Origin of the sequence: Gemmobacter lanyuensis (assembly GCF_014652355.1) — a bacterium.
Classification (GTDB): domain Bacteria; phylum Pseudomonadota; class Alphaproteobacteria; order Rhodobacterales; family Rhodobacteraceae; genus Gemmobacter; species Gemmobacter lanyuensis.
Map to the genome: position 1 here is coordinate 93,284 of NZ_BMYQ01000002.1, position 18,806 is coordinate 112,089.

An 18,806-nucleotide genomic window follows, 5' to 3' on the forward strand; every position below is an offset into this window, starting at 1 on the left:
AGGGAGTCTCTCATGGAAGGGCTGGAGGGCAAGGTTGCCATCATTCCGGGCGGCGCGACGAAAATCGGCCAGGCGATTGTCGCGGCCTTCCGCGCGGCGGGGGTGCGGGTGATGGTGGCCGATATCGCCGAACCCCCGGCGGGAATCACCGAAGGCGTGGCCTATACGCGCTGCGACCTGCGGGATGATGCGCAGATCGCGGCATTGGTACAGGCCACGCGCGACCAGTTCGGCCGGATCGATTTTCTGGTCAATGTGGCGTGTTCCTACCTGGATAATGGCGCGGCCTCGACGCGGGCGGAATGGCTGGAAAGCCTTGATGTGAACATCGTGGGGTCGGTCATGCTGATGCAGGCCGCGCGGGCCGATCTGGCGAAGACCAAAGGCGCGATCGTGAACTTCGGCTCGATCTCGTCGCGCGTGGCACAGACGGGGCGCTGGCTCTATCCGGTGTCGAAGGCAGCGATCCTGCAGCTCACACGCAATCAGGCGATGGACCTTGCGCCCGACGGCATCCGTGTGAACGCCGTCAGCCCCGGCTGGACCTGGTCGAACATCATGGATCAGCTGACCGGCGGCGACCGCGCCAAGACCGATGCCGTGGCCGCCCCCTTCCACCTGCTGGGCCGCGTGGGCGACCCCGAAGAGGTAGCGCAGGCGGTGCTGTTTCTCTGTTCCGACGCGGCAAGCTTCATCACCGGGACCGATCTGTGCGTGGACGGCGGCTATACCGCCATGGGCCCCGAACAGGCGGAACCCGCCATTCCGAAACTGATGGCCTGACGCCCGATGGCGCGGCCAGACCAAAAAACAGGGAGAATTGGCATGAGAACCATCACCATCATCGGCGGCGGCCAATCGGGGCTGCAACTGGGCATCGGCCTTTTGCAGGCGGGCCACAAGGTTCGCGTCGTGCAGAACCGCACGGCCGAGGACATCGCCACCGGCAAGGTCCTGTCCAGCCAGTGCATGTTCCACACCGCCGTGCAGAACGAACGCGATCTGGGCATCGATTTCTGGAGCGATATCTGTCCCCCGGTTGAGGGCATCAACTTCATGGTCCCGCACCCTGAGGTGCCGGGTGCCAAGGCGATGGATTGGGTCGGGCGACTGGATCACAACGCCTATTCGGTGGACCAACGGGTCAAGATCCCGCGCTGGATGGCCGAATTCACCCGGCTGGGCGGCGATCTGGTGATCCATGATGCGGGCATCGCCGATCTTGAGGATTACGCCGCCAGCGACGATCTGGTCATCATCGCCTCGGGCAAGGGCGAGATCGGGCGGCTCTTCGCCCGCGACGCCGCGAAATCCCCCTATGAGGCGCCGCAGCGGGCGCTGGCCCTGACCTATGTAAAGGGCATGACCCCGCGCGAAGGCCATTCCGCAGTCTGTTTCAACCTGATCCCCGGCGTGGGCGAATATTTCGTGTTCCCGGCGCTGACGACCTCGGGTCCCTGCGAGATCATGGTGATGGAAGGCATCCCCGGCGGCCCGATGGATTGCTGGGCCGATGTAAAGACCCCGGCCGACCATCTGGCGCGGTCAAAGCAGATCGTCGAGACTTACCTCCCTTGGGAAGCCGCGCGCTGCCGCGACATTGAGCTGACCGATGACAACGGTATTCTTGCGGGCCGCTTTGCGCCGACGGTGCGCCATCCGGTCGGCGTGCTGCCCTCGGGGCGGAAGGTGCTGGGACTGGGCGATGCGGTCTGCCTTAATGACCCGATCACCGGGCAGGGGTCGAACAACGCCTCCAAGGCTGCGGCGGTCTATCTGCGGCGCATCCTCGACCACGGTGACCGGCCCTTTGATGCCGATTGGATGCAGGCCACCTTCGATGCCTATTGGGATTACGCGCAATGGGTGGTGCGCTGGACCAACATGATGCTGCAACCGCCGCCGCCCTTCGTGCTGGAAATCATGGGCACCGCCTGCGCCACCCCGCGTCTGGCGCAGCGCATGGCCAATGGCTTTGACGACCCGCGCGATTTCTTCCCCTGGTTCGCCGATCCCGCCGCCGCAGGCGCCTACCTGTCCGAGCTGAAGGCGGCCTGAGATGGGCATGGCGATTGATCCGGGCGCCTTTCGCGCAGCCATGGCGCGGTTTCCGGGGGCGGTGACGATCATCACCGCCCGCCACGGCAGCGAACGGCGCGGCATCACGGCCACGGCGGTCTGTTCCGTCACCGCCGATCCGCCCAGCCTGCTGGTCTGCGTGAACCGCAAGACCGGCACCTGTGCCGCGATCCACGACAGCGGGCGCTTTGCGGTGAACCTGCTATCTGACCCGGCCGCGCCGCTCGCGCTGCGCTTTGCCGGGGCGGGCGGCACCACCGGCGAGGACAAGTTCGCCGAGGGTGACTGGCAGGAAGATGGCAGCGGCCTGCCGGTCTTGGCGGGGGCGCTGGTCTCCATCTCTTGCACGGTGGCCGAGGTGATGGAGACGGGCAGCCACACCGTCTTTATCGGGCAGATCATCGAAATCCGTCAGGGGGACGGGGCGCCCCTGGTTTATGAACAGGCGCGGTTCCACCGCCTGTCCCCATTGTAACGGGCGGGGCGCCCCGGCGCCCTCCCCCTCAGCTACGCCGGTGCGTCGCGGCCTGCCGGGCGATTTCCTCATAGATCCCAGTCAGCACATTCAGGGTGCGGGTGGCCTCGGTCAGGCGTTCGGCAAAGCCGGGCAGGTTTTCGATGGCGGCAATCAGCAGCCGCCGCCGCAGGGCACCGTAATCCTCGGTCACGCGGCGGCCCTCGTCGGTCACCTCATAGGTGACGCCCGACCGCCCTGCACCCTTGCGCTCGACCAGACCCGCCGCAAGCAGCTTGCGGAGCGAATACTGGATATTCGGCACATCATCCCGATTCATCAGCCGCGCCAGATCCTTCAGCGTCTTGGGCCGTTCATTCATGCGGATGATGTGCAGCATGGCGTTTTCCGGCCCTGTGGCGGCCAGGTCGCAGACCGAGGACAGGCATTCCGTCTGCCAGCGCCCGAATCCCTCGAAGGTCCGCATCAGGGCAAATTCCGTCTCGGTCATGTCGACCTCGACCGGACTTTGCGCCAGATGCCAGCGCCAGTCGATCCCCCGACCCGGGGGGGGCGGGCTGTCATCATTTTGAATTTGAAGCTTCTTTTCCGTCATGTTTCTCCCCCGCATCGCCGGGCAGCCTGACCCGGACGAAGGTGTTGACGCAATGTGATTTTACGATAGACTTTCAAACATAAAATAAAACCAAAACTCCAACAGGGAACCAGAATGACCCAACACCCGATGCTCTCGGGCGATCGTTTTCGCCTTGGCACTTTTTCGACGAACTGCTCGTCGGGGATGACCCCGACGAAGATTCCCGGCCGCTGGAATAACAGCTGGGACAACAATCTCAAACTGGCGCAAATGCTGGATGAGGCCGGGATCGACTTCATGCTGCCGATTGCCCGCTGGATCGGCTATGGCGGCGAAACCGATTTTCACGGCGGCGTTCTGGAAACCATGACCTGGGCCGCCGGTCTGCTGGCCGCTACCAAGAACATCGCGGTCTTCGCCACCATCCACACGGCAGCCAATCACCCGGTCGTCGTGGCCAAGCAGATTGCCACCATCGACCAGATCGGCCATGGCCGCGCCGGGCTGAACATCGTGGCAGGCTGGAACAAGCCGGAATACGAGGCCCTGGGCCTGAGCCTGCCGGACGATCACGAAACCCGCTATGCCTATGCCCAGGAATGGTTCGATCTGATCCGCAAGCTTTGGACCTCGGACGAGCATTTCGATTGGGACGGCACCTATTTCAAGGCCAAGCGCGTGAAGGGTGATCCCAAGCCGCTGCGCGGGGGCGTGCCGATCCTGAATGCCGCAGGCAGCCCGCAGGGCCGCGAATTCGCAACTGACAATGCGAATTTCCTGTTCACCCCGGCCATTGATCTGGAACGGTCGAAAACCGAAATCGCGGATCTGAAGGCGCAGGCCAAGGCCAAGGGGCGCGATGTCAACGTACTGACCTTCAGCCATGTCATCTGCCGCCCGACCGAAGCCGAGGCGCAGGAATTCGCCAAATACACCGCCGTGGATAATTGCGATGCCGAGGCGGTGGACAATCTGGTGCGCCTGCAATTCGCCCATGCCCACAGCTTCCCGCATGATCTGCTGGCGCAGATCAAGCATCTGTTCGCGCTGGGTCACGGGGGCTTCCCGCTGATTGGCACGCCGGATCAGGTGGCGGAGGGCATCCTCAAGCTGCATGCCGCGGGCTTTGCGGGGACGACGCTGTCCTTCGTCGATTATGTCGAGGAATTCCCCTACTTCCGCGACACCGTGCTGCCCAAGCTGGCGGCGGCAGGCATCCGCTGATGGCGGCGCCTGAACCCAAGGCCTTTCGTGATGCGATGCGCGCCTTTGTCGGCAATTGCAGCGTGATCACGGTGGGCGATGGCGACCGGTCCTCGGGGCTGGTCGTCACTTCGGCGATCTCGCTTTCGGCGGAACCGCCGCTTTTGCTGGCCTGTGTCAACCGGTCCTCCTCCAGCCACCCCCTGCTGGCCGAATTCGGCCGGTTTGGCTGGTCCTCGCTCGGCGCGGCCCATCAGGCCGTGGCCGAGCGCTTTTCCGGCTTTGGGGGCGTGGCGGGCGCGGCCCGGTATGAGGGCGCCGAATGGGAAACCGCCGTCACGGGCGCGCGGCTGCTGAAAGGCGCCCCGGCGGCCTTTGATTGTGAGGTCGAAGAGATGATCGACCGCGCGACCCACAGCATCCTGATCGGCAGGGTCCGTGCCATCCGCACCACGCCGGGCGCGGGGGCGCTGATCTACTGGAACGGGGCCTATCGCGCGCTGGAAGACTGAGATCCCGGCCAGATCACCAAAAGGGGGGCGCAGATCGCGCCCCCCTTTTTCATGTCGTCAGGCAAAGCTGCGGATGGTCTGGATCGCGCCATCAAGCGCCTTGCCCTCTTCATCCTGCAGCGCGGCCTCGCGCAGGCGGCGCAGCCAATCGGCGGCATCGGGCCGGGCCGACAGCACCGGCACCATGCCCAGCACCCGATCGAATTTCGACAGACCGCGCGCATGGGTATCGGAATAGCCCTTCACCAGACGGCGGCAGCGCATGACCTCTACCCCCAGATCATAGTTCACCCCCGCCCAGTGCAGCGCCTGATCCAGCCAGCGCGCCAGATGCGCCTGTTCCTGCGCGTGACGCAGGGTGCGACGACGCCAGCCTTTCATGCCGCCCAGGACATAGAGGGTCAGGTAGCTGCGAAGGCTGTCGGTCCGCAGGCGGCGGCCCTTGCTGAACCAGCGATCCAGCCGCGCCATCCAGACCGGGCTGTCCTGCACGCGCTGGCCCAGACCGGCGGGCAACATGCCGGCAATCTCCTCGGCGCGGGGATGCATGAATTCGGTCAGCTGCAGCAGGTTACCCTCTTTCACCCGCATCTCCTTGCGGATGCGATCAAAGCGGCGGGCACGGGTTTTCAGATCGGCCACGCGGATGACATCATCATAGGCCATGGCATTGGCGATGTACTTGGCCGCCTCGCGCGACAGGGCATGGCCCCGCGCGGCATCATCCGCGCGCAGCACGGTGTCCAGCCGATCCAGATATTCGGCGCCATAGGCAAGGTCCTGAAACTCCACCACCTTGCGCAGGCCGGACAGGGCCATTTCGGCCACTGGCGCGGGCAGCGCCGCCACACGTGCCTGCAGTGCAGTCCAGGCCTGAACCAGACGCGCCGGGCCACGGGCCGCAGGGGCGGCAGGCTTGGCAGGCGCCACGGGTGCATCCGGCGCATGGGGGGTGCCGGCCACCTCATAGGCGGCTGCAAAGGCACGGAGCGAACCTTCCACCCCCTTGCCCCCCGACCGGATCGCCGCCTCAAACGCCTCACGTGGGAAGGGCAGCGCGCCCGAACCCGCCAGCGCCCCGAACAGCGACGCCGAAATGACCGAGCCGTTGCGGATGGCCAGCGTATCGAAATCGGCCGCGATGAAGCGGCGCGCGGCGATTTCGGCGGCGGCCATCACCTCGTCCGAGGACGCAATCCCATCCCCCGGCACCATCTTTTCCGACACCGCCAAGGCCCGGTGGGTCGAGGCGATCAGCACCGTCCGATCCGGGGTGACAAAGCCGCGCTGGATCGACCGGCCCGCCTCCATCATCTCGGCCGCGATCATGATGTCCACATCACCCTGCGCAGGCATCAGCGAAAAGACGGGCGTGCCGCCCCCGGCAGGGGCCATTTCCACATAATAGACCGTGGCCCCGGTGCGCTGCGCCACACCCGCGACGCTGGTCGCCTGCGCGACATAGCCGTTCTGGCGGGCCAGATCCTCGATCCAGCCGGTCAGCACACCGCCGCCCTGGCCCCCGACGGCCAGAATGGCAAGCTTGATGATACCCGAGAGCCGCGGATCCGACGGATGGGCGGGAAGATGTTCATGCACGCTCATGCGGGGACCTCAAAGTTCAGGCGGCGGGCATCGCGGCGGGCCTGCAGCCAGCCGATCACACGGGCGCGGACGTTGGCGCGGCGGGCTTCCGACGGGGTGGGGTTATGCACCACATCGGCGCGGTAGAAGGACGGGCAGAGCACGGCGGCATCCGCCACCTCGCCGCAGTTGCCGCAGCCGACGCAGCTTTGGTCGATGCTGGCAACCGGATCATCGCGCAGCGGATCATCCAGCTTTTTCAGGCTGAGCGACGGACACCCCGACAGGCGGATGCAGGCATGATCGCCGGTGCAGACATCTTCATCCACGCCAAAGCGCGGCGCCTCGACCCGGCGGCCATCCTTGATCGCCTGCGCCATCAGCGGCTTTTCGCGGCGCTGACGGTTCAGCATGCACTCGGACGAGGCGACGATCACCTTGGGGCCGGGTTCATCCGTGGTCAGCGCCTCGCGCAGCACATCGCGCATCCGGCCCACGTCATAGGTGCGGTTCACCTCGCGCACCCAGTTGATGCCAATGCCCTTCAGCGCCTTGGAGATCGGGTTCTTCGTGGCCTTGCTCGGGTTATCCGCGCGCGAGGACATGATGTCTTGTCCGCCCGTGGCCGCGGAATAGTAGTTGTCCACGATCACCGCCACGCCATCAGACTTGTTGAAGGCCATATTGGTAAAGCTGGAGGACAGGCCATTGTGCCAGAACCCGCCATCACCGATCACCGCAACCGGGCGCCGTTCGCCGCCGCCGTCAAAGGCGGCATTGGCAGCCGGCCCAAGACCATAGCCCATGGTCGCCCCGCCGATTTCAAAGGGCGGCAGCGCGGCGAACAGATGGCAGCCGATATCGGCACTGATCTGCAGCTTGCCGGTTTCCTTCTGCACCAGCTTCATCGCCGCAAAGATCGGGCGCTCCGGGCAGCCGGTGCAGAACCCTGGCGGGCGGATCGGCACGGTTTTCGACAGATCGGGGATCGGGGGGCGTTCCTCATTCGGCGCCCGCACCATGGCGGGCAGCAATCCCGGCGCGGCCTCGCGCAGAAAACGTCCGATGCTGTCCAGCATGACCTGTCCGGTATATTCCCCCGCCATGGGGAAGATGTCTTTCCCCCGCAGCCGCACCGGCACCTGCGCACGATAGAGATAGGTCGAAAGCTGCTGTTCGATGAATTCGGGCTGGCCTTCCTCGATCACCAGCACCTGTTCCTTGCCCGCGCAGAATTCGAGGAACTCGGACGACACCAGCGGGTAGGTGACATTCAACACATAAAGCGGCACCGCGCTATTGCCGTAGATATCCGCCATGCCCAGCCGTTGCAGCGCGCGGATGACGCTGTTGTACATCCCCCCCTGCACGATCAGGCCCACCGGCGCCTCGGCCGGGCCGAAGATCTCGTTCAGGCGGTTGTCGCGGATGAAGCGTTCGGCGGCAGGCCAGCGGTTGTGGATCTTGTCCTGTTCATGGGCATAGGACATCGGCGGCAGCACGACGCGGGCGAAATCGGATTGCGGGTTCGACAGCGCCTCGCGCACGGTCAGGGCCGGGCGGCGGTTGTCGCGCGTCTCGAAACTGCCGGTGACATGGCAAGACCGGATCCGCACCATCAGCATGACGGGCGTGTTCGAGGCCTCGGACAGCTCAAACCCATCCTTTACCGCCTTGGTGATGCAGGGCAGGTTCGGGCGCGGGTCCAAAAGCCAGAATTGCGATTTCATCGCAAAGGCGTGGCTGCGTTCCTGCATGATGGAACTGCCTTCGCCGTAATCCTCGCCCACGATGATCAGCGCGCCACCATTCACCCCCGAGGAGGCCAGGTTCGCCAGCGCGTCCGAGGCGACGTTCACACCGACCGATCCCTTGAAGGTCACGGCGCCGCGGATCGGGTAATGGACGCTGGCGGCCAGCATGGCGGCGGCGGCGGCCTCGTTCGCATTGGCCTCGAACCGGACGCCCAGCTCGGACAACAGCTCTTCGGCGTCGGCCAGCACGTCCATCAGATGGCTGATCGGCGCCCCCTGATAGCCCCCCACATAGCCCACGCCGTTTTCCAGCAGGGCCTTGGTGATCGCCAGAATGCCTTCGCCGGTAAAAGTCTGCCCGGCACCGAGCCGCAGATGCGCGACCTCGGCCTTGAATGATCTCTCTGCCATGGTTCAGATCTCGTGTTTGCGGATGTTCGCCAGCATCTTTTGCAGCGTGCCCACAAAGGCGCGGCGTTCATCGTCAGGAATGCCCCGGAACATCCGGGAAAAGCTTTCGACCATATGGGGCCAGAGCGTATCAAAGACCGCCCGGCCGGCATCGGTCAGGAAAACGCGGGTGGCGCGGCTGTCCCCGGCATCGGTTTCCCGCCGCACCAAGCCATCGGCATCGAGCTGGTCCAGCGCGCGCGACAGCGTGGATTGTTCGGCCACGATATAGACCGCAAGTTCGCGGATCAGCGGACCATCGATCACCGAAAGCACCGCAAGCGCCCGCATCTTGGGCGTGGTCAGCCCCAGCTTCGCCATTTCATCGCGCAGCGCCGAGTTGTAGCGCCCCATGATGCGGTTCATCAGATAGGGCGCGTAATTCGCAAGCCCGATCTCGCCCAGACGCGGCAAGTCCTCTTGGTGATCGTGGTCGTCGTCGGTCATGCACCCAATCTCTTTGCGGCAAGGAAGCCCGATCCACCGCCCAGACCCGGCCCCGGATGGGTCGAGGCGCCGATGTGAAGCAGCCCCCGCACCGTCCCCGTGCCATTGGACGAATGGGCAAAGGGGCGGAACAGGAAGAACTGGTCGATGGAACATTGCCCGCCATAGGGGTCGCCCCCGACCAGATTGACATTCATCCGTTCCAGATCGGCGGGCGCATAGGCGCGGCGGGCCAGCTTGATCTGGTCAAAATCCTTGATGTGCCGGGCCAGAATCGCCTCGATCCGATCGGCAAAGGCCTCGCGCGTGGCGTCGGACCATGTGCCATCGGTGGCAATCTGGCCCGCGGCATCACCCTTCACCCGGCGCGGCGCATCGGGGATCTGCAGCCAGAGGATCGCCTTGCCTTCGGGACAGCGCGAGGGGTCAAGGCGGTGGGGCTGACCCACGCAGATGGTGGGGGTTTCCGGCAGCAGGCCGCGTTCCGCCTCATTGGCGGATTTCGACACGCTGTCGATGCCATCGGCCAGATGGATCAGCGCGACATCCGCCAACCCCTCGGCCCGCCATTCCGGCACGCGGTCCAGCGCATAGTGCAGCTGGAAATTGCCCCGGCCGTATCGGTATTCCGCTGCGGCGGCACGGTCTTCGGGCAGGTTCACACCCGCAAGCAGATCCATCAGCGCCCCCGGCGTGACCGAGGCCAGGACCGACCGACAAGCGATCTCCTCGCCGTCGGCCAGACGCACGCCCGTCACACGGCCATCCTTAACCAGAATCTGTTCGGCACAGGCCCCGGTACGGATGGCGCCGCCCTTTTCCTCGATCAACCCACGAAAGGCTGCAACCGCGCGCCCAGCCCCGCCTTTCGCAATCGGCGCCCCTGCGGCCTCCAGCGCGAAGGCGATGACCTTGCCCATCTGCCCGGAATAGGTGCTTTCCGGCGTCAGGCCGCAATGCAACCCCCAGGGCGCGTGCAGGGCCTGCACCAGCGGGCTGCGATATCCGGTTTCCAGCCAGCCCCGCGCCGGAACCAGCGCCTGCCCGAACCACGCGGCCAGCCCGCGCAGGCCGCGCCGCCGCACCTGCCCCCAAAGCAGACGCAGGGTTGGCCAACTCCACAACGCGCCGCCCAGAAGCGCAAAAAGGAAGGGCGCGTCGCGTTCCACCCCGCCCACATCGGCGGCATGGCGGTCCCCATCGCCCGGCGCCAGCGCGTTGAAGGTGGCGATATTCTGCGCCCGATCCGTAGTCAGCACCAGCGACGACCCGTCCGGCCGCAGCACGGCGGTCGGGTGCGGGGTGTGGCAGGTTTCAAACCCGTGCCGGGCAAGGTGGGGGCCAAGCGCGGCCCCCGCCGGAGAGGTGAGGAACAGAACGAAGGTCGCGGCCATCACATCATGCTGAAAGCCGGGAAGGGTGATCTCCTCAGTCCGCAGACAGCCCCCGGGGGTGGCCTCGCGCTCCAGCACCAAAACCTTGTCGCCCTTCAGCGCCAGAAGCGCCGCCGCGACAAGGCCGTTGATGCCGGACCCGATGATGATGTGATCGGGCCGCATGTCGGATCAGCCCTTCGTCACCAGCGCCAGTGCGCGGATGGGCGACCCGGTCCCCTGCTTGATCTTCAGCGGCGCGGCAATCAGGATCGCGCCCTTGGCGGGCAGCTTGTCCAGATTGGCAAGGCTAGCCAGGCCAAAGCAGTTGTTCTTGTGCAGCAGGTTATGCGCCGGGAAGGGCGGGTTCATGCCCCCGGCCTGCCCCGCGTCGGTACCGATGCACTGGCTGCCCCAGCCGACGATGCCCTTGTCCAGCAGATATTGGATCACCTCGGCGGTCGGTCCGGGGGTATGCGGCCCCGTCGCATCGGCATTGAGGAACAACGCCTCGTCATGGGCGCGCTTGTCCCAATCGCTGCGCAGCACCACCCATTCGCCCTTGCCGATGGCGCCATGTTTGGCCTCCCAGGCCTTCACATGGTCGATGGTCAGCAGGAAATCGGGGTCTTCGGCACATTCCGCGCTGAAATCCAGCACATTGACCGGGGCGACAAGGCGCTGCACATCCAGCGTGTCGGTATAGCCGTCACTGTAATCCTTGCCGGTGATCCAGTGATGCGGCGCGTCGAAATGGGTGCCGGAATGTTCGCCCAGTTCCAACCAGTTCCAAGCCCAGAAGGGGCCGTCCTGATCATATTCCGAAATGCGGTGGATCTTGATCGGCGGGGTGTCCTTGGCCAGTTCCGGCGGCAGTTTCAGAAGCGGCGTTTCCGGGCCAAGCACCCCGGAGCAATCCACCACCTCGATCCCGCCGGATGCCAGCATCCCGGCCAATGACGAAAGAACGGCTGCAGAAGTCATCAGTCTCTCCACTGTTGTTGTGCCGTAGGGTCTGCGCCCCGACGGTCATTCCACGTCGCACGGGTTGGTGCGGCGGCCCGCTGCGCCTTCTGTCGGGCGCGTCTGTCGGGTCATAGAATCATGCTAGACAGAATTAAATGCATTTGCAAATATCTTCGCAGAAAATGCGGGGGACGGTCGTGACGAATGCTTTTGACGCGGTCTTGATCGGGGCGGGGCACAATACGCTGGCAGCAGCACTGCACCTTTCGGTGAAGGGCTGGCGCGTGGGCGTCTTTGAACAGGCGGCTGAACCGGGGGGCGCGGTCAAGACCGGGGCCTATACCCTACCGGGCTTTCGCCATGACTGGGCCGCGATGAACCTGTCGCTCTTTGCAGGAAGCGGGTTTTTCAAGCAACATTCCGCGGAACTGACGCAACATGGCTGCGCCTTCGTGCCAGTGGACCGGCCGTTTGCCTCGGTCTTTCCCGATGGGCATTGGGTGGGTGTCAGCACCAATCTGGCAGAAACCAAGTCGGCAATTGCGGCGCTGTCTACGCGCGACGCCGCGACCTGGCAGCGGCTGGTCGATGGTTTTGGCGCCGAGGCGCCGCACCTCTTCGGCCTTCTGAACAGCCCGGCGCGTTTCAATGCGTTTGCATATTTCATGCTTAAACTTTTAAAATCCAAAGGGATATCGGGATCGCTCGACTTTGGCCGCTTTCTGGCCAGCGCGCCGCGCCGCTGGCTGGAAGATACCTTTGAACATCCGCATGTGCGCGCGATGCTGGCAGCCTGGGGGATGCACCTTGACTTCGCGCCTGATGTCGCGGGCGGGGCGATGTTTCCCTATCTGGAGGGGATGGCCGGCCAGGCCTTCGGCATGGCGCTGGGTCAAGGCGGGGCCGATACGGTCGTGCGCGCGCTGGTCGGGGCCATAACGGCACGGGGCGGCGTCGTGGAATGCAGCGCCCCGGTGCGGCGCATCCTGCGCGAAGGCGCGCGCGCCACGGGGATCGAACTGGCCGATGGGCGGCAGATCACGGCCCGGCGCGCGGTGATCGCGGGCGTGGCGCCCAGCGCCCTGCCCCGCCTGACCGGCGACACGACCCCCGCCTTTGATACCGCGATGCGGGGTTATGCCCATGCCCCCGGCACGATGATGATTCACCTCGCGCTGGATGCCCTGCCCGACTGGGCCGCAGGCCCAGCGCTGCGCCGCTTTGCCTATGTGCATCTGGCCCCCAGCCTCGATCAGATGGCGCGGACCTATCAACAGGCGCTAGCCGGGCTGCTGCCGGATGAGCCGATTCTGGTGGTCGGCCAGCCCACCGTCTTTGACCCAAGCCGCGCGCCCGAGGGCAAGCATACGCTCTGGGTGCAGGTTCGCATGGCCCCAGGCACCATCCGGGGCGATGCGGCGGGCCAGATCGCCGCGACCGACTGGGCCAGCGCGGCCGAGCCCTTTGCGAATCGCGCGCTCGACCTGCTGGAACGCTACGCCCCCGGCCTGCGGGGCCATATCCTCGCCCAGCGCATCGTCACGCCGGAGGAGCTGGAGGCCGACAACCCGAACCTCGTCGGCGGGGATCAGGTCTGCGGCAGCCACCACCTCACGCAGCATTTCATCTTCCGCCCGACGCGCGGCCATGCCGATGGCAGCACGCCGGTGCAAAACCTCTTCCTCACCGGGGCCGCGGTCTGGCCCGGTGCGGGCACCGGGGCAGGCCCCGGCTTCCTTCTGGCGCAAAAGCTCGCCGGAAAATGACCGACAAAGACAAGACAAACAAACCACAACAGGGACTTACCATGAACCTCAATCGACGGAGCCTGCTGCAGCTTTCGGCCGCCACGGCCGCCCTTGGCCTGACAGGCCTGCCCCTGCGCGCCCAAGGCATTGAAGAGCTGGTCATCGCCTATAACGTCAACCTGCCCTCCTGGGACCCGACGGTCGGGCCTTCGGCGGTGAACCCCACCATTCAGGGCATCTACCAGTCGGTCTTTGACCAGTTCATCCTGCAACAACCCGATCTGAAACCCGCGCCCGGCCTGCTGACCGAATGGGGCTGGAACGAGGATCGCACCAAGGTGATCATGAAGGTGCGCGAAGGCGTGACCTGGCATGACGGCAGCCCCTTCACCGCTGAAGATGTCGCCTGGAGCCTTGCGCGCGCCGCCGACCCTGCCACCGGCAACCCGATCAACTTCGTCTGGTCCACGCTGGCCAACTTTGCGGTCGAGGGCAACACCGTCACCGCCGATGTGAAGCAATTCGACCCGACCATCTTCAAATGGATGTACTTCCTGACGGGCTATGTGCTGCCCAAGGCCTATTTCGAAAAGGTCGGCCCCGAAGGGTTCGAGGCCGCGCCCATCGGCACCGGCCCCTATATGGTCGAGAAGTTCGAGCGCAACGCCTTTGTCCGCCTGAAGGCCAACCCGAATTACTGGGGCGGCAAGCCCGAATTTGAAACCGTCACCCTGAAATTCGTGACCGATGCCGCCGCCCGCGTGGCCGAGGTGGAATCGGGGTCGTCCCATGTCACGCTGGAAGTCCCCTATGAGGAATATGACCGCCTGAAGGCCACGCTTTCCGGCACCGCGACGCCGGTGTCGGATATCGGGATGATCTTCCTCAATGACATCGACGTGATGCTTGACCCGAATGTCCGCAAGGCCGCGGCCCTTGCCATCGACAAACAGGCGATCATCGACCGGCTGCTCTCGGGTTATGGGGTGGCGATCGACACGCTGGAAACCCCGGATTACGAAGCCTATGACCCGTCGATCAAGGTGGGCTATGACCCGGAACAGGCCAAGGCATTGCTGGCCGCTTCGGGCTTTGGCCCCGACAATCCGGTGAAGTTCAAGATCCAGACCACCAAGGGCTTCAAACCCAAGGACTATGAGATGGTGCAGGCCATCGTCGGTCTTTGGCGCAAGGTGGGGATCGAGGCCGAGATCGAGGTCTATGAGATCGCCAAGCATTACGAATTGCGCGCCGCCGATCAGCTGGCCCCGGCCGCCTTCTACAACTGGGGCAATTCGGTCGCCGATCCTACCACCTCGACCGGGTTCGCGATGTTCGGGCCTTCGCCCCATTCGGTCTGGGACAGTGCCGATCTGGTGGAAAAGATCGCCCCGCTCTGGGGTGAGGCTGATGAGGCCAAGCGCATCCAGGGCTGGAAGGACGTGAGCCGCTATATCGCCGAAAACGCCTATGTCATCCCGCTGCTGCAATATGTGCAGCCGGTGCTGGCCGCGCCGGGCGTGGTGGTGACGCCGCATCGGTCGGGTGCGCTGCTGCCGCATCTGATGAAACGCGCCTGATGAAGGGAGCCGCCGGACCTGGTCCGGCGGCACATCCATCATGATCGTGCTGCGCGCGCTGCTGTCCCGTCTCGTGATGACGGCGATCACCCTTTTTGGCGTGGCCGTCATCGTCTTTGTCACCATCCGGGTTGTGCCCGGCAACCCCATCGCCATGATGCTGCCCCCCGGCGCCACGCCCGAGGATGTGGCGAACCTCACCGCCCTTTACGGTCTGGACAAGACCATCGCCGAACAGTTCCTGATCTGGGGTCAGGGGGTGCTGGCGGGCGATTTCGGCACCTCGATCACCACGCGCCAGCCGGTACTGGATCTGGTGCTGGGGCGCCTGCCTGCGACGCTGGAGCTTTCGATCATGGCGCTGGTCATGGCGATGCTGATCGGCGGGGTCGCGGCGCTGACCGGCACGCGGCTGCGCGGCACGCGCACCGAAGGCGGCATCGATATCGCCAATGGCATGGCGCTTTCGGTGCCGGATTTCCTCTGGGGGCTGATCCTGATCCTGCTGTTCGGGGTACTGGCGCCGATCTTCCATATCTCGGGTCGGATCACGCCCTCGCTCGACCTGCCCTTCGTGACGAACTTCTATCTGTTCGAAAGCCTGCTGCGGCTACGCTTCGACCTCTGGGCCGATATCGTCAGCCACATGTTCCTGCCCGCACTGGCGCTGGCCATTCCGCTGTCGGCGATCATCGGGCAGCTGCTGAAGCAGAGCCTGAAGGAAACCATGCATCTGGATTACATCACGCTGGCGCGCACCAAGGGCTATGGCGAAAACCACATCATCCTGCGCGAGGCGCTGCGGAACGCCATCCTGCCCACGCTGACGCTGGTCGGCGTTCAGTTCACTTTTCTGATCGGCGGGACGGTGATCATCGAGCGGCTGTTTTCCTATGAAGGTCTGGGGAACATGGCGATTGATGCCGTGATCAACCGTGACCTGCCGCTGATCCAGGGGATCGTGATCCTGTTTGCAGTGATCTTTACCGGGGTGAACCTGATCGTCGATCTGACCTATGCCCTGCTGAACCCGAGGCTGCGCCATGCTTGACGGACGTTCCCAGATCAAACGCCGCGCGGGGTTGCGGCTGTGGCTTTCGGCGGGCTGGCTGGTGCTTCTGGTGCTGGTCGCGCTGCTCGCACCGATGATCGCGCCCAAGAACCCGCTGGAGCAAGACCTCTTTGCCGGTCGCCTGCCGCCCTTCTGGGTCAGTGGGGCGGACCCCTCCTTCCTGCTGGGCACCGACAGCCTGGGCCGTGATGTTCTCAGCCGCATCCTGCATGGCGCGCGGCTTGCGCTGACCGTGGCGCTGGTGTCGGGGCTGGCCACCTGCCTTGTCGGGGCCACGCTGGGCCTGATGGCGGGTTATCTGCGCGGCTGGGTGGATGTCGTGATTTCGCGCCTGATCGACATCTGGATGGCCTTTCCGCCGGTGCTGTTCTCGATCCTGCTGATCGCGGTGATCGGGCCGGGGCTGGGGTCGATCATCCTGGCCATCGTCATCATCGACTGGACCCGCTTTGCCCGCGTCGTCCGGGCCGAGGCGATGGCACAGGGCGCGATGGATTACGTCGCCTCGGCGCGCATTGCCGGGCGCGGGCGGCTGGGCATCATGCTGCGGGAAATCCTGCCCAATGTGCTGCCCACCATCGTCGTGCTGCTGACGCTGGAGATGGGCATCGCGGTGATCGTCGAGGCGATCCTGTCCTTCGTGAACCTCTCGATCTCGACCGATGATCCCACCTGGGGCGGCATGATCGCCGAAGGTCGCGCTTCGATCCATCAGGCGTGGTGGGTTCTGGTCTTCCCGCTGATCACCCTGTTTTTCACCGTCCTCTCCTTCAGCCAACTGGGCGAAGGGCTGAAGGACCGCTTCGATCCGGTGCTGCGATGAGCTTTCTGGAAATCCGAAACCTGACCGCCACCCTGTCAAACGGGATGCCGATCCTGCGCGATGTCTCGCTCTCGGTCGCGGCGGCCGAGGTGCGGGGGCTGGTGGGCGAAAGCGGCGCGGGCAAGTCGATGATCGGCAAGGCCATTCTGGGCATCCTGCCCCGGTCGGTGCGGATCACGCGGGGGGAAATCCGGCTGGATGGCACCGACCTTCTGGCCCTGCCCCCGGCAGAACGCCGCCGCCGCATCGGCCAGAGCTGCGCCCTGATCCCGCAAGACCCGCTGACCGCGCTCAACCCCTCGCGTCGGGTCGGGCCGCAGATCACGGACCGGCTGGTCGATATTTTGGGCTGGACCCGCAGCAATGCCGAAGCCCGCGCCCGCGACCTGCTGGCCGAGGTGCAGATCCCCGAGCCGGAGCGGGTGATGCGGTCCTACCCGCATGAGCTTTCGGGGGGGATGCGGCAGCGTATCCTGATCGCCTCGGCCTTTGCGGCCGAGCCGAAGCTGATCGTGGCCGACGAACCCACCACGGCGCTGGACGTGACGGTGCAGAAGCAGATCCTCAAGCTGATCGCGGGGATGCAGGCCCGCCACGGCACGGCGCTGCTGTTTGTCACCCATGACCTTGGGGTGGTGTCCAAGGTCTGTCAGCGGCTTTCGGTGCTTTATGCCGGGATGGTGGTGGAAGATACCGATGTGCGCGGCTTTTTCAGTGCCCCGGACCACCCCTATTCCCGCGCCCTGCTGGCCGCGACCCCGGTCTATACCGACCCCGAGGCCAGCCTGACCCCCGTGCCCGAGGCGGTGATCACCGCCGTGCGCGCCGAAGTTGCCGCCGCAGACAGGAGAGCCGGACGTGGCTGACCTTTACACCATCGAAAACCTGCGCCTGTCGCTGGCCGATATGACCCGCCGCCCCCTGCTGGGCACCGCCCCGCAGCTGGAAATCCTGAAGGGGCTAAACTTCAGCATCCCCAAGGGGTCTGTCATGGGCATTGTCGGCGGGTCCGGGTCGGGCAAATCCACGCTGGGCCGGGCCATGGTGCGGCTGCTGGAACCGTCATCGGGCCAGATCCGCTTTGACGGGCAGGACATCGCCCATCTGTCTGACCGCGAACTGCGGCCACTGCGGCGGCGGTTCCAGATGATCTTCCAGGACCCGCTGAGCAGCCTGAACCCCCGTCACACCGTTGGCACCCTGATCGCCGAGCCCCTGCGCCTGCACGGGTTTGATGATGTGCAGGGCCGCGTTGGCCGGGCGCTGGATCATGTGGGCCTGCCGCGCAGCTTTCTGACACGCTACCCCCATGAACTTTCGGGGGGGCAGCGGCAGCGCGTCGGCATCGCTCGCGCCATCGCGATCGAGCCGGATTTCATTCTGGCCGATGAAATCGTCTCGGGTCTGGATGTCTCCAGCCAGGCGCAGGTTCTACGCCTGCTGGAGGATCTGGTCCGCGAACTGGGCCTGACGCTGGCCTTCATCAGCCATGATCTGAGCGTGATCCGCAGGCTCTGTTCGCGGGTTCTGGTACTCTATCGCGGTGAAATCGTGGAAAACCGCGAGACCGCGGCGCTTTTTGCTGCGCCAGAGGCACCCTATACCCGGGAACTTCTGTCGGCGATCCCCCTGCCCGATCCGGATCAGCCCTGGGGCTGATCCATCCCGTCGGCAGGCAGAAAGCTTTCCAGCTTGGCCTTCACTTCGGCGGGCCAGGGCATCGAGGTATGGGTGTCCAGATGGCTCGCCGCCAGAACCTGTTCGCCAGACCAGCGCTGTTCTTCCCCGCAATGCACCGTATGGCGCAGGCGCAGAGACGATTTCCCCACCTTCAGCACGGTCAGGCGGAAGGTCAGCTTGTCGCCAAAGAACGACGGTTTGGAAAAATCACAGCTCAGATGCACGGTCGGCGTGCCCCAGCGTTCGTTCCAGATGATCTCGTGCCAGGGGTAGCCGATCACGGTCCAGAATTCCTCGACCACACCGTTCAGGATGTTCAGATAGGACGGGTAATAGGCCGTCCCCGAAATGTCGCAATCGCCAAAGTTCAGCATGCGATCGGTGGTGAAGCTGACATCGGTCACGGCGCTCTCCTCAACTGGGGTGGTGCCGATGTTCGACGCGATCCGGCCGGGCCTGTCAAGCGGCGTGGCGGGAAATGAA

General features: G+C 65.0%; 18 protein-coding genes. 11 read left to right on the plus strand and 7 right to left on the minus strand.

From position 1 onward, the window contains the following. The first annotated feature begins 12 nt into the window (after positions 1-12). From IE101_RS05520 to IE101_RS05530, 3 genes are read left to right on the plus strand one after another with little or no spacing between them, the layout of a single operon-like run. Complete coding sequence (locus IE101_RS05520) at positions 13-783, plus strand: SDR family oxidoreductase (RefSeq protein WP_189632822.1); 771 nt, start codon at positions 13-15, stop codon at positions 781-783. A gap of 42 nt (positions 784-825) precedes the next feature. Continuing rightward, positions 826-2,058, plus strand: a complete 1,233-nt coding sequence (locus tag IE101_RS05525) for a styrene monooxygenase/indole monooxygenase family protein (RefSeq protein ID WP_189632823.1) — start codon at positions 826-828, stop codon at positions 2,056-2,058. Between the two features lie 7 nt (positions 2,059-2,065). Beyond that, positions 2,066-2,554: a flavin reductase family protein gene (locus IE101_RS05530; protein ID WP_189632824.1), complete on the plus strand. Its 489-nt coding sequence runs from the start codon at positions 2,066-2,068 to the stop codon at positions 2,552-2,554. Between the two features lie 28 nt (positions 2,555-2,582). Here IE101_RS05530 and IE101_RS05535 read toward each other — a convergent pair whose 3' ends face one another. After that, complete coding sequence (locus tag IE101_RS05535; RefSeq protein WP_229804028.1) at positions 2,583-3,149, minus strand: winged helix DNA-binding protein; 567 nt, start codon at positions 3,147-3,149, stop codon at positions 2,583-2,585. A 114-nt stretch (positions 3,150-3,263) separates the two neighbouring features. On the opposite strand from IE101_RS05535, the gene IE101_RS05540 reads away from it, so the two are divergent. Continuing rightward, positions 3,264-4,355, plus strand: a complete 1,092-nt coding sequence (locus IE101_RS05540) for an LLM class flavin-dependent oxidoreductase (protein WP_189632826.1) — start codon at positions 3,264-3,266, stop codon at positions 4,353-4,355. Continuing rightward, positions 4,355-4,846 (plus strand): flavin reductase family protein, encoded by a 492-nt coding sequence (locus tag IE101_RS05545; protein ID WP_189632827.1) that lies wholly within the window; start codon positions 4,355-4,357, stop codon positions 4,844-4,846. The genes IE101_RS05540 and IE101_RS05545 overlap by 1 nt, the downstream gene beginning before the upstream one ends. A gap of 57 nt (positions 4,847-4,903) precedes the next feature. Here IE101_RS05545 and IE101_RS05550 read toward each other — a convergent pair whose 3' ends face one another. The 5 genes from IE101_RS05550 to IE101_RS05570 are packed head-to-tail and all read right to left on the minus strand — an operon-like array spanning position 4,904 to position 11,438. Next, a complete protein-coding gene (locus IE101_RS05550) occupies positions 4,904-6,451 on the minus strand; it encodes an indolepyruvate oxidoreductase subunit beta family protein (RefSeq protein WP_189632828.1) in 1,548 nt (515 codons plus the stop codon). Continuing rightward, positions 6,448-8,595, minus strand: a complete 2,148-nt coding sequence (locus tag IE101_RS05555) for a thiamine pyrophosphate-dependent enzyme (protein WP_189632829.1) — start codon at positions 8,593-8,595, stop codon at positions 6,448-6,450. The genes IE101_RS05550 and IE101_RS05555 overlap by 4 nt, the downstream gene beginning before the upstream one ends. A 3-nt stretch (positions 8,596-8,598) precedes the next feature. After that, positions 8,599-9,081, minus strand: coding sequence for a MarR family winged helix-turn-helix transcriptional regulator (locus IE101_RS05560; RefSeq protein ID WP_189632830.1), 483 nt, complete (start codon positions 9,079-9,081; stop codon positions 8,599-8,601). Next, positions 9,078-10,640: a phytoene desaturase family protein gene (locus IE101_RS05565; RefSeq protein ID WP_189632831.1), complete on the minus strand. Its 1,563-nt coding sequence runs from the start codon at positions 10,638-10,640 to the stop codon at positions 9,078-9,080. The genes IE101_RS05560 and IE101_RS05565 overlap by 4 nt, the downstream gene beginning before the upstream one ends. 6 nt (positions 10,641-10,646) lie before the next feature. Then, the gene (locus IE101_RS05570) at positions 10,647-11,438 is read right to left on the minus strand and encodes a cyclase family protein (protein WP_189632832.1); all 792 of its coding nucleotides are present in this window, start codon (positions 11,436-11,438) and stop codon (positions 10,647-10,649) included. A 179-nt stretch (positions 11,439-11,617) separates the two neighbouring features. Between IE101_RS05570 and IE101_RS05575 the strand changes: the two genes are divergently transcribed. The 6 genes from IE101_RS05575 to IE101_RS05600 are packed head-to-tail and all read left to right on the plus strand — an operon-like array spanning position 11,618 to position 18,302. Next, positions 11,618-13,186, plus strand: a complete 1,569-nt coding sequence (locus IE101_RS05575; RefSeq protein WP_229804029.1) for a phytoene desaturase family protein — start codon at positions 11,618-11,620, stop codon at positions 13,184-13,186. 41 nt (positions 13,187-13,227) lie between these two features. Continuing rightward, positions 13,228-14,748, plus strand: coding sequence for an ABC transporter substrate-binding protein (locus tag IE101_RS05580; RefSeq protein WP_189632834.1), 1,521 nt, complete (start codon positions 13,228-13,230; stop codon positions 14,746-14,748). A gap of 40 nt (positions 14,749-14,788) precedes the next feature. Continuing rightward, positions 14,789-15,799: an ABC transporter permease gene (locus IE101_RS05585; RefSeq protein ID WP_229804030.1), complete on the plus strand. Its 1,011-nt coding sequence runs from the start codon at positions 14,789-14,791 to the stop codon at positions 15,797-15,799. Then, entirely contained in the window at positions 15,792-16,643 is an 852-nt protein-coding gene (locus IE101_RS05590) for an ABC transporter permease (RefSeq protein WP_189632835.1), read from the plus strand. Before IE101_RS05585 ends, IE101_RS05590 begins: the two co-directional genes overlap by 8 nt. Further along, positions 16,640-17,509 carry an ABC transporter ATP-binding protein gene (locus tag IE101_RS05595; RefSeq protein ID WP_189632836.1) on the plus strand — a complete coding sequence of 290 codons (870 nt, stop codon included), beginning with the start codon at positions 16,640-16,642 and terminating at the stop codon, positions 17,507-17,509. Before IE101_RS05590 ends, IE101_RS05595 begins: the two co-directional genes overlap by 4 nt. Beyond that, positions 17,502-18,302: an ATP-binding cassette domain-containing protein gene (locus tag IE101_RS05600; protein ID WP_229804031.1), complete on the plus strand. Its 801-nt coding sequence runs from the start codon at positions 17,502-17,504 to the stop codon at positions 18,300-18,302. Before IE101_RS05595 ends, IE101_RS05600 begins: the two co-directional genes overlap by 8 nt. Here IE101_RS05600 and IE101_RS05605 read toward each other — a convergent pair. Then, positions 18,287-18,727, minus strand: a complete 441-nt coding sequence (locus IE101_RS05605) for an acyl-CoA thioesterase (protein WP_189632837.1) — start codon at positions 18,725-18,727, stop codon at positions 18,287-18,289. The two genes, IE101_RS05600 and IE101_RS05605, sit on opposite strands and share 16 nt — an antisense overlap. Positions 18,728-18,806 lie beyond the last annotated feature (79 nt).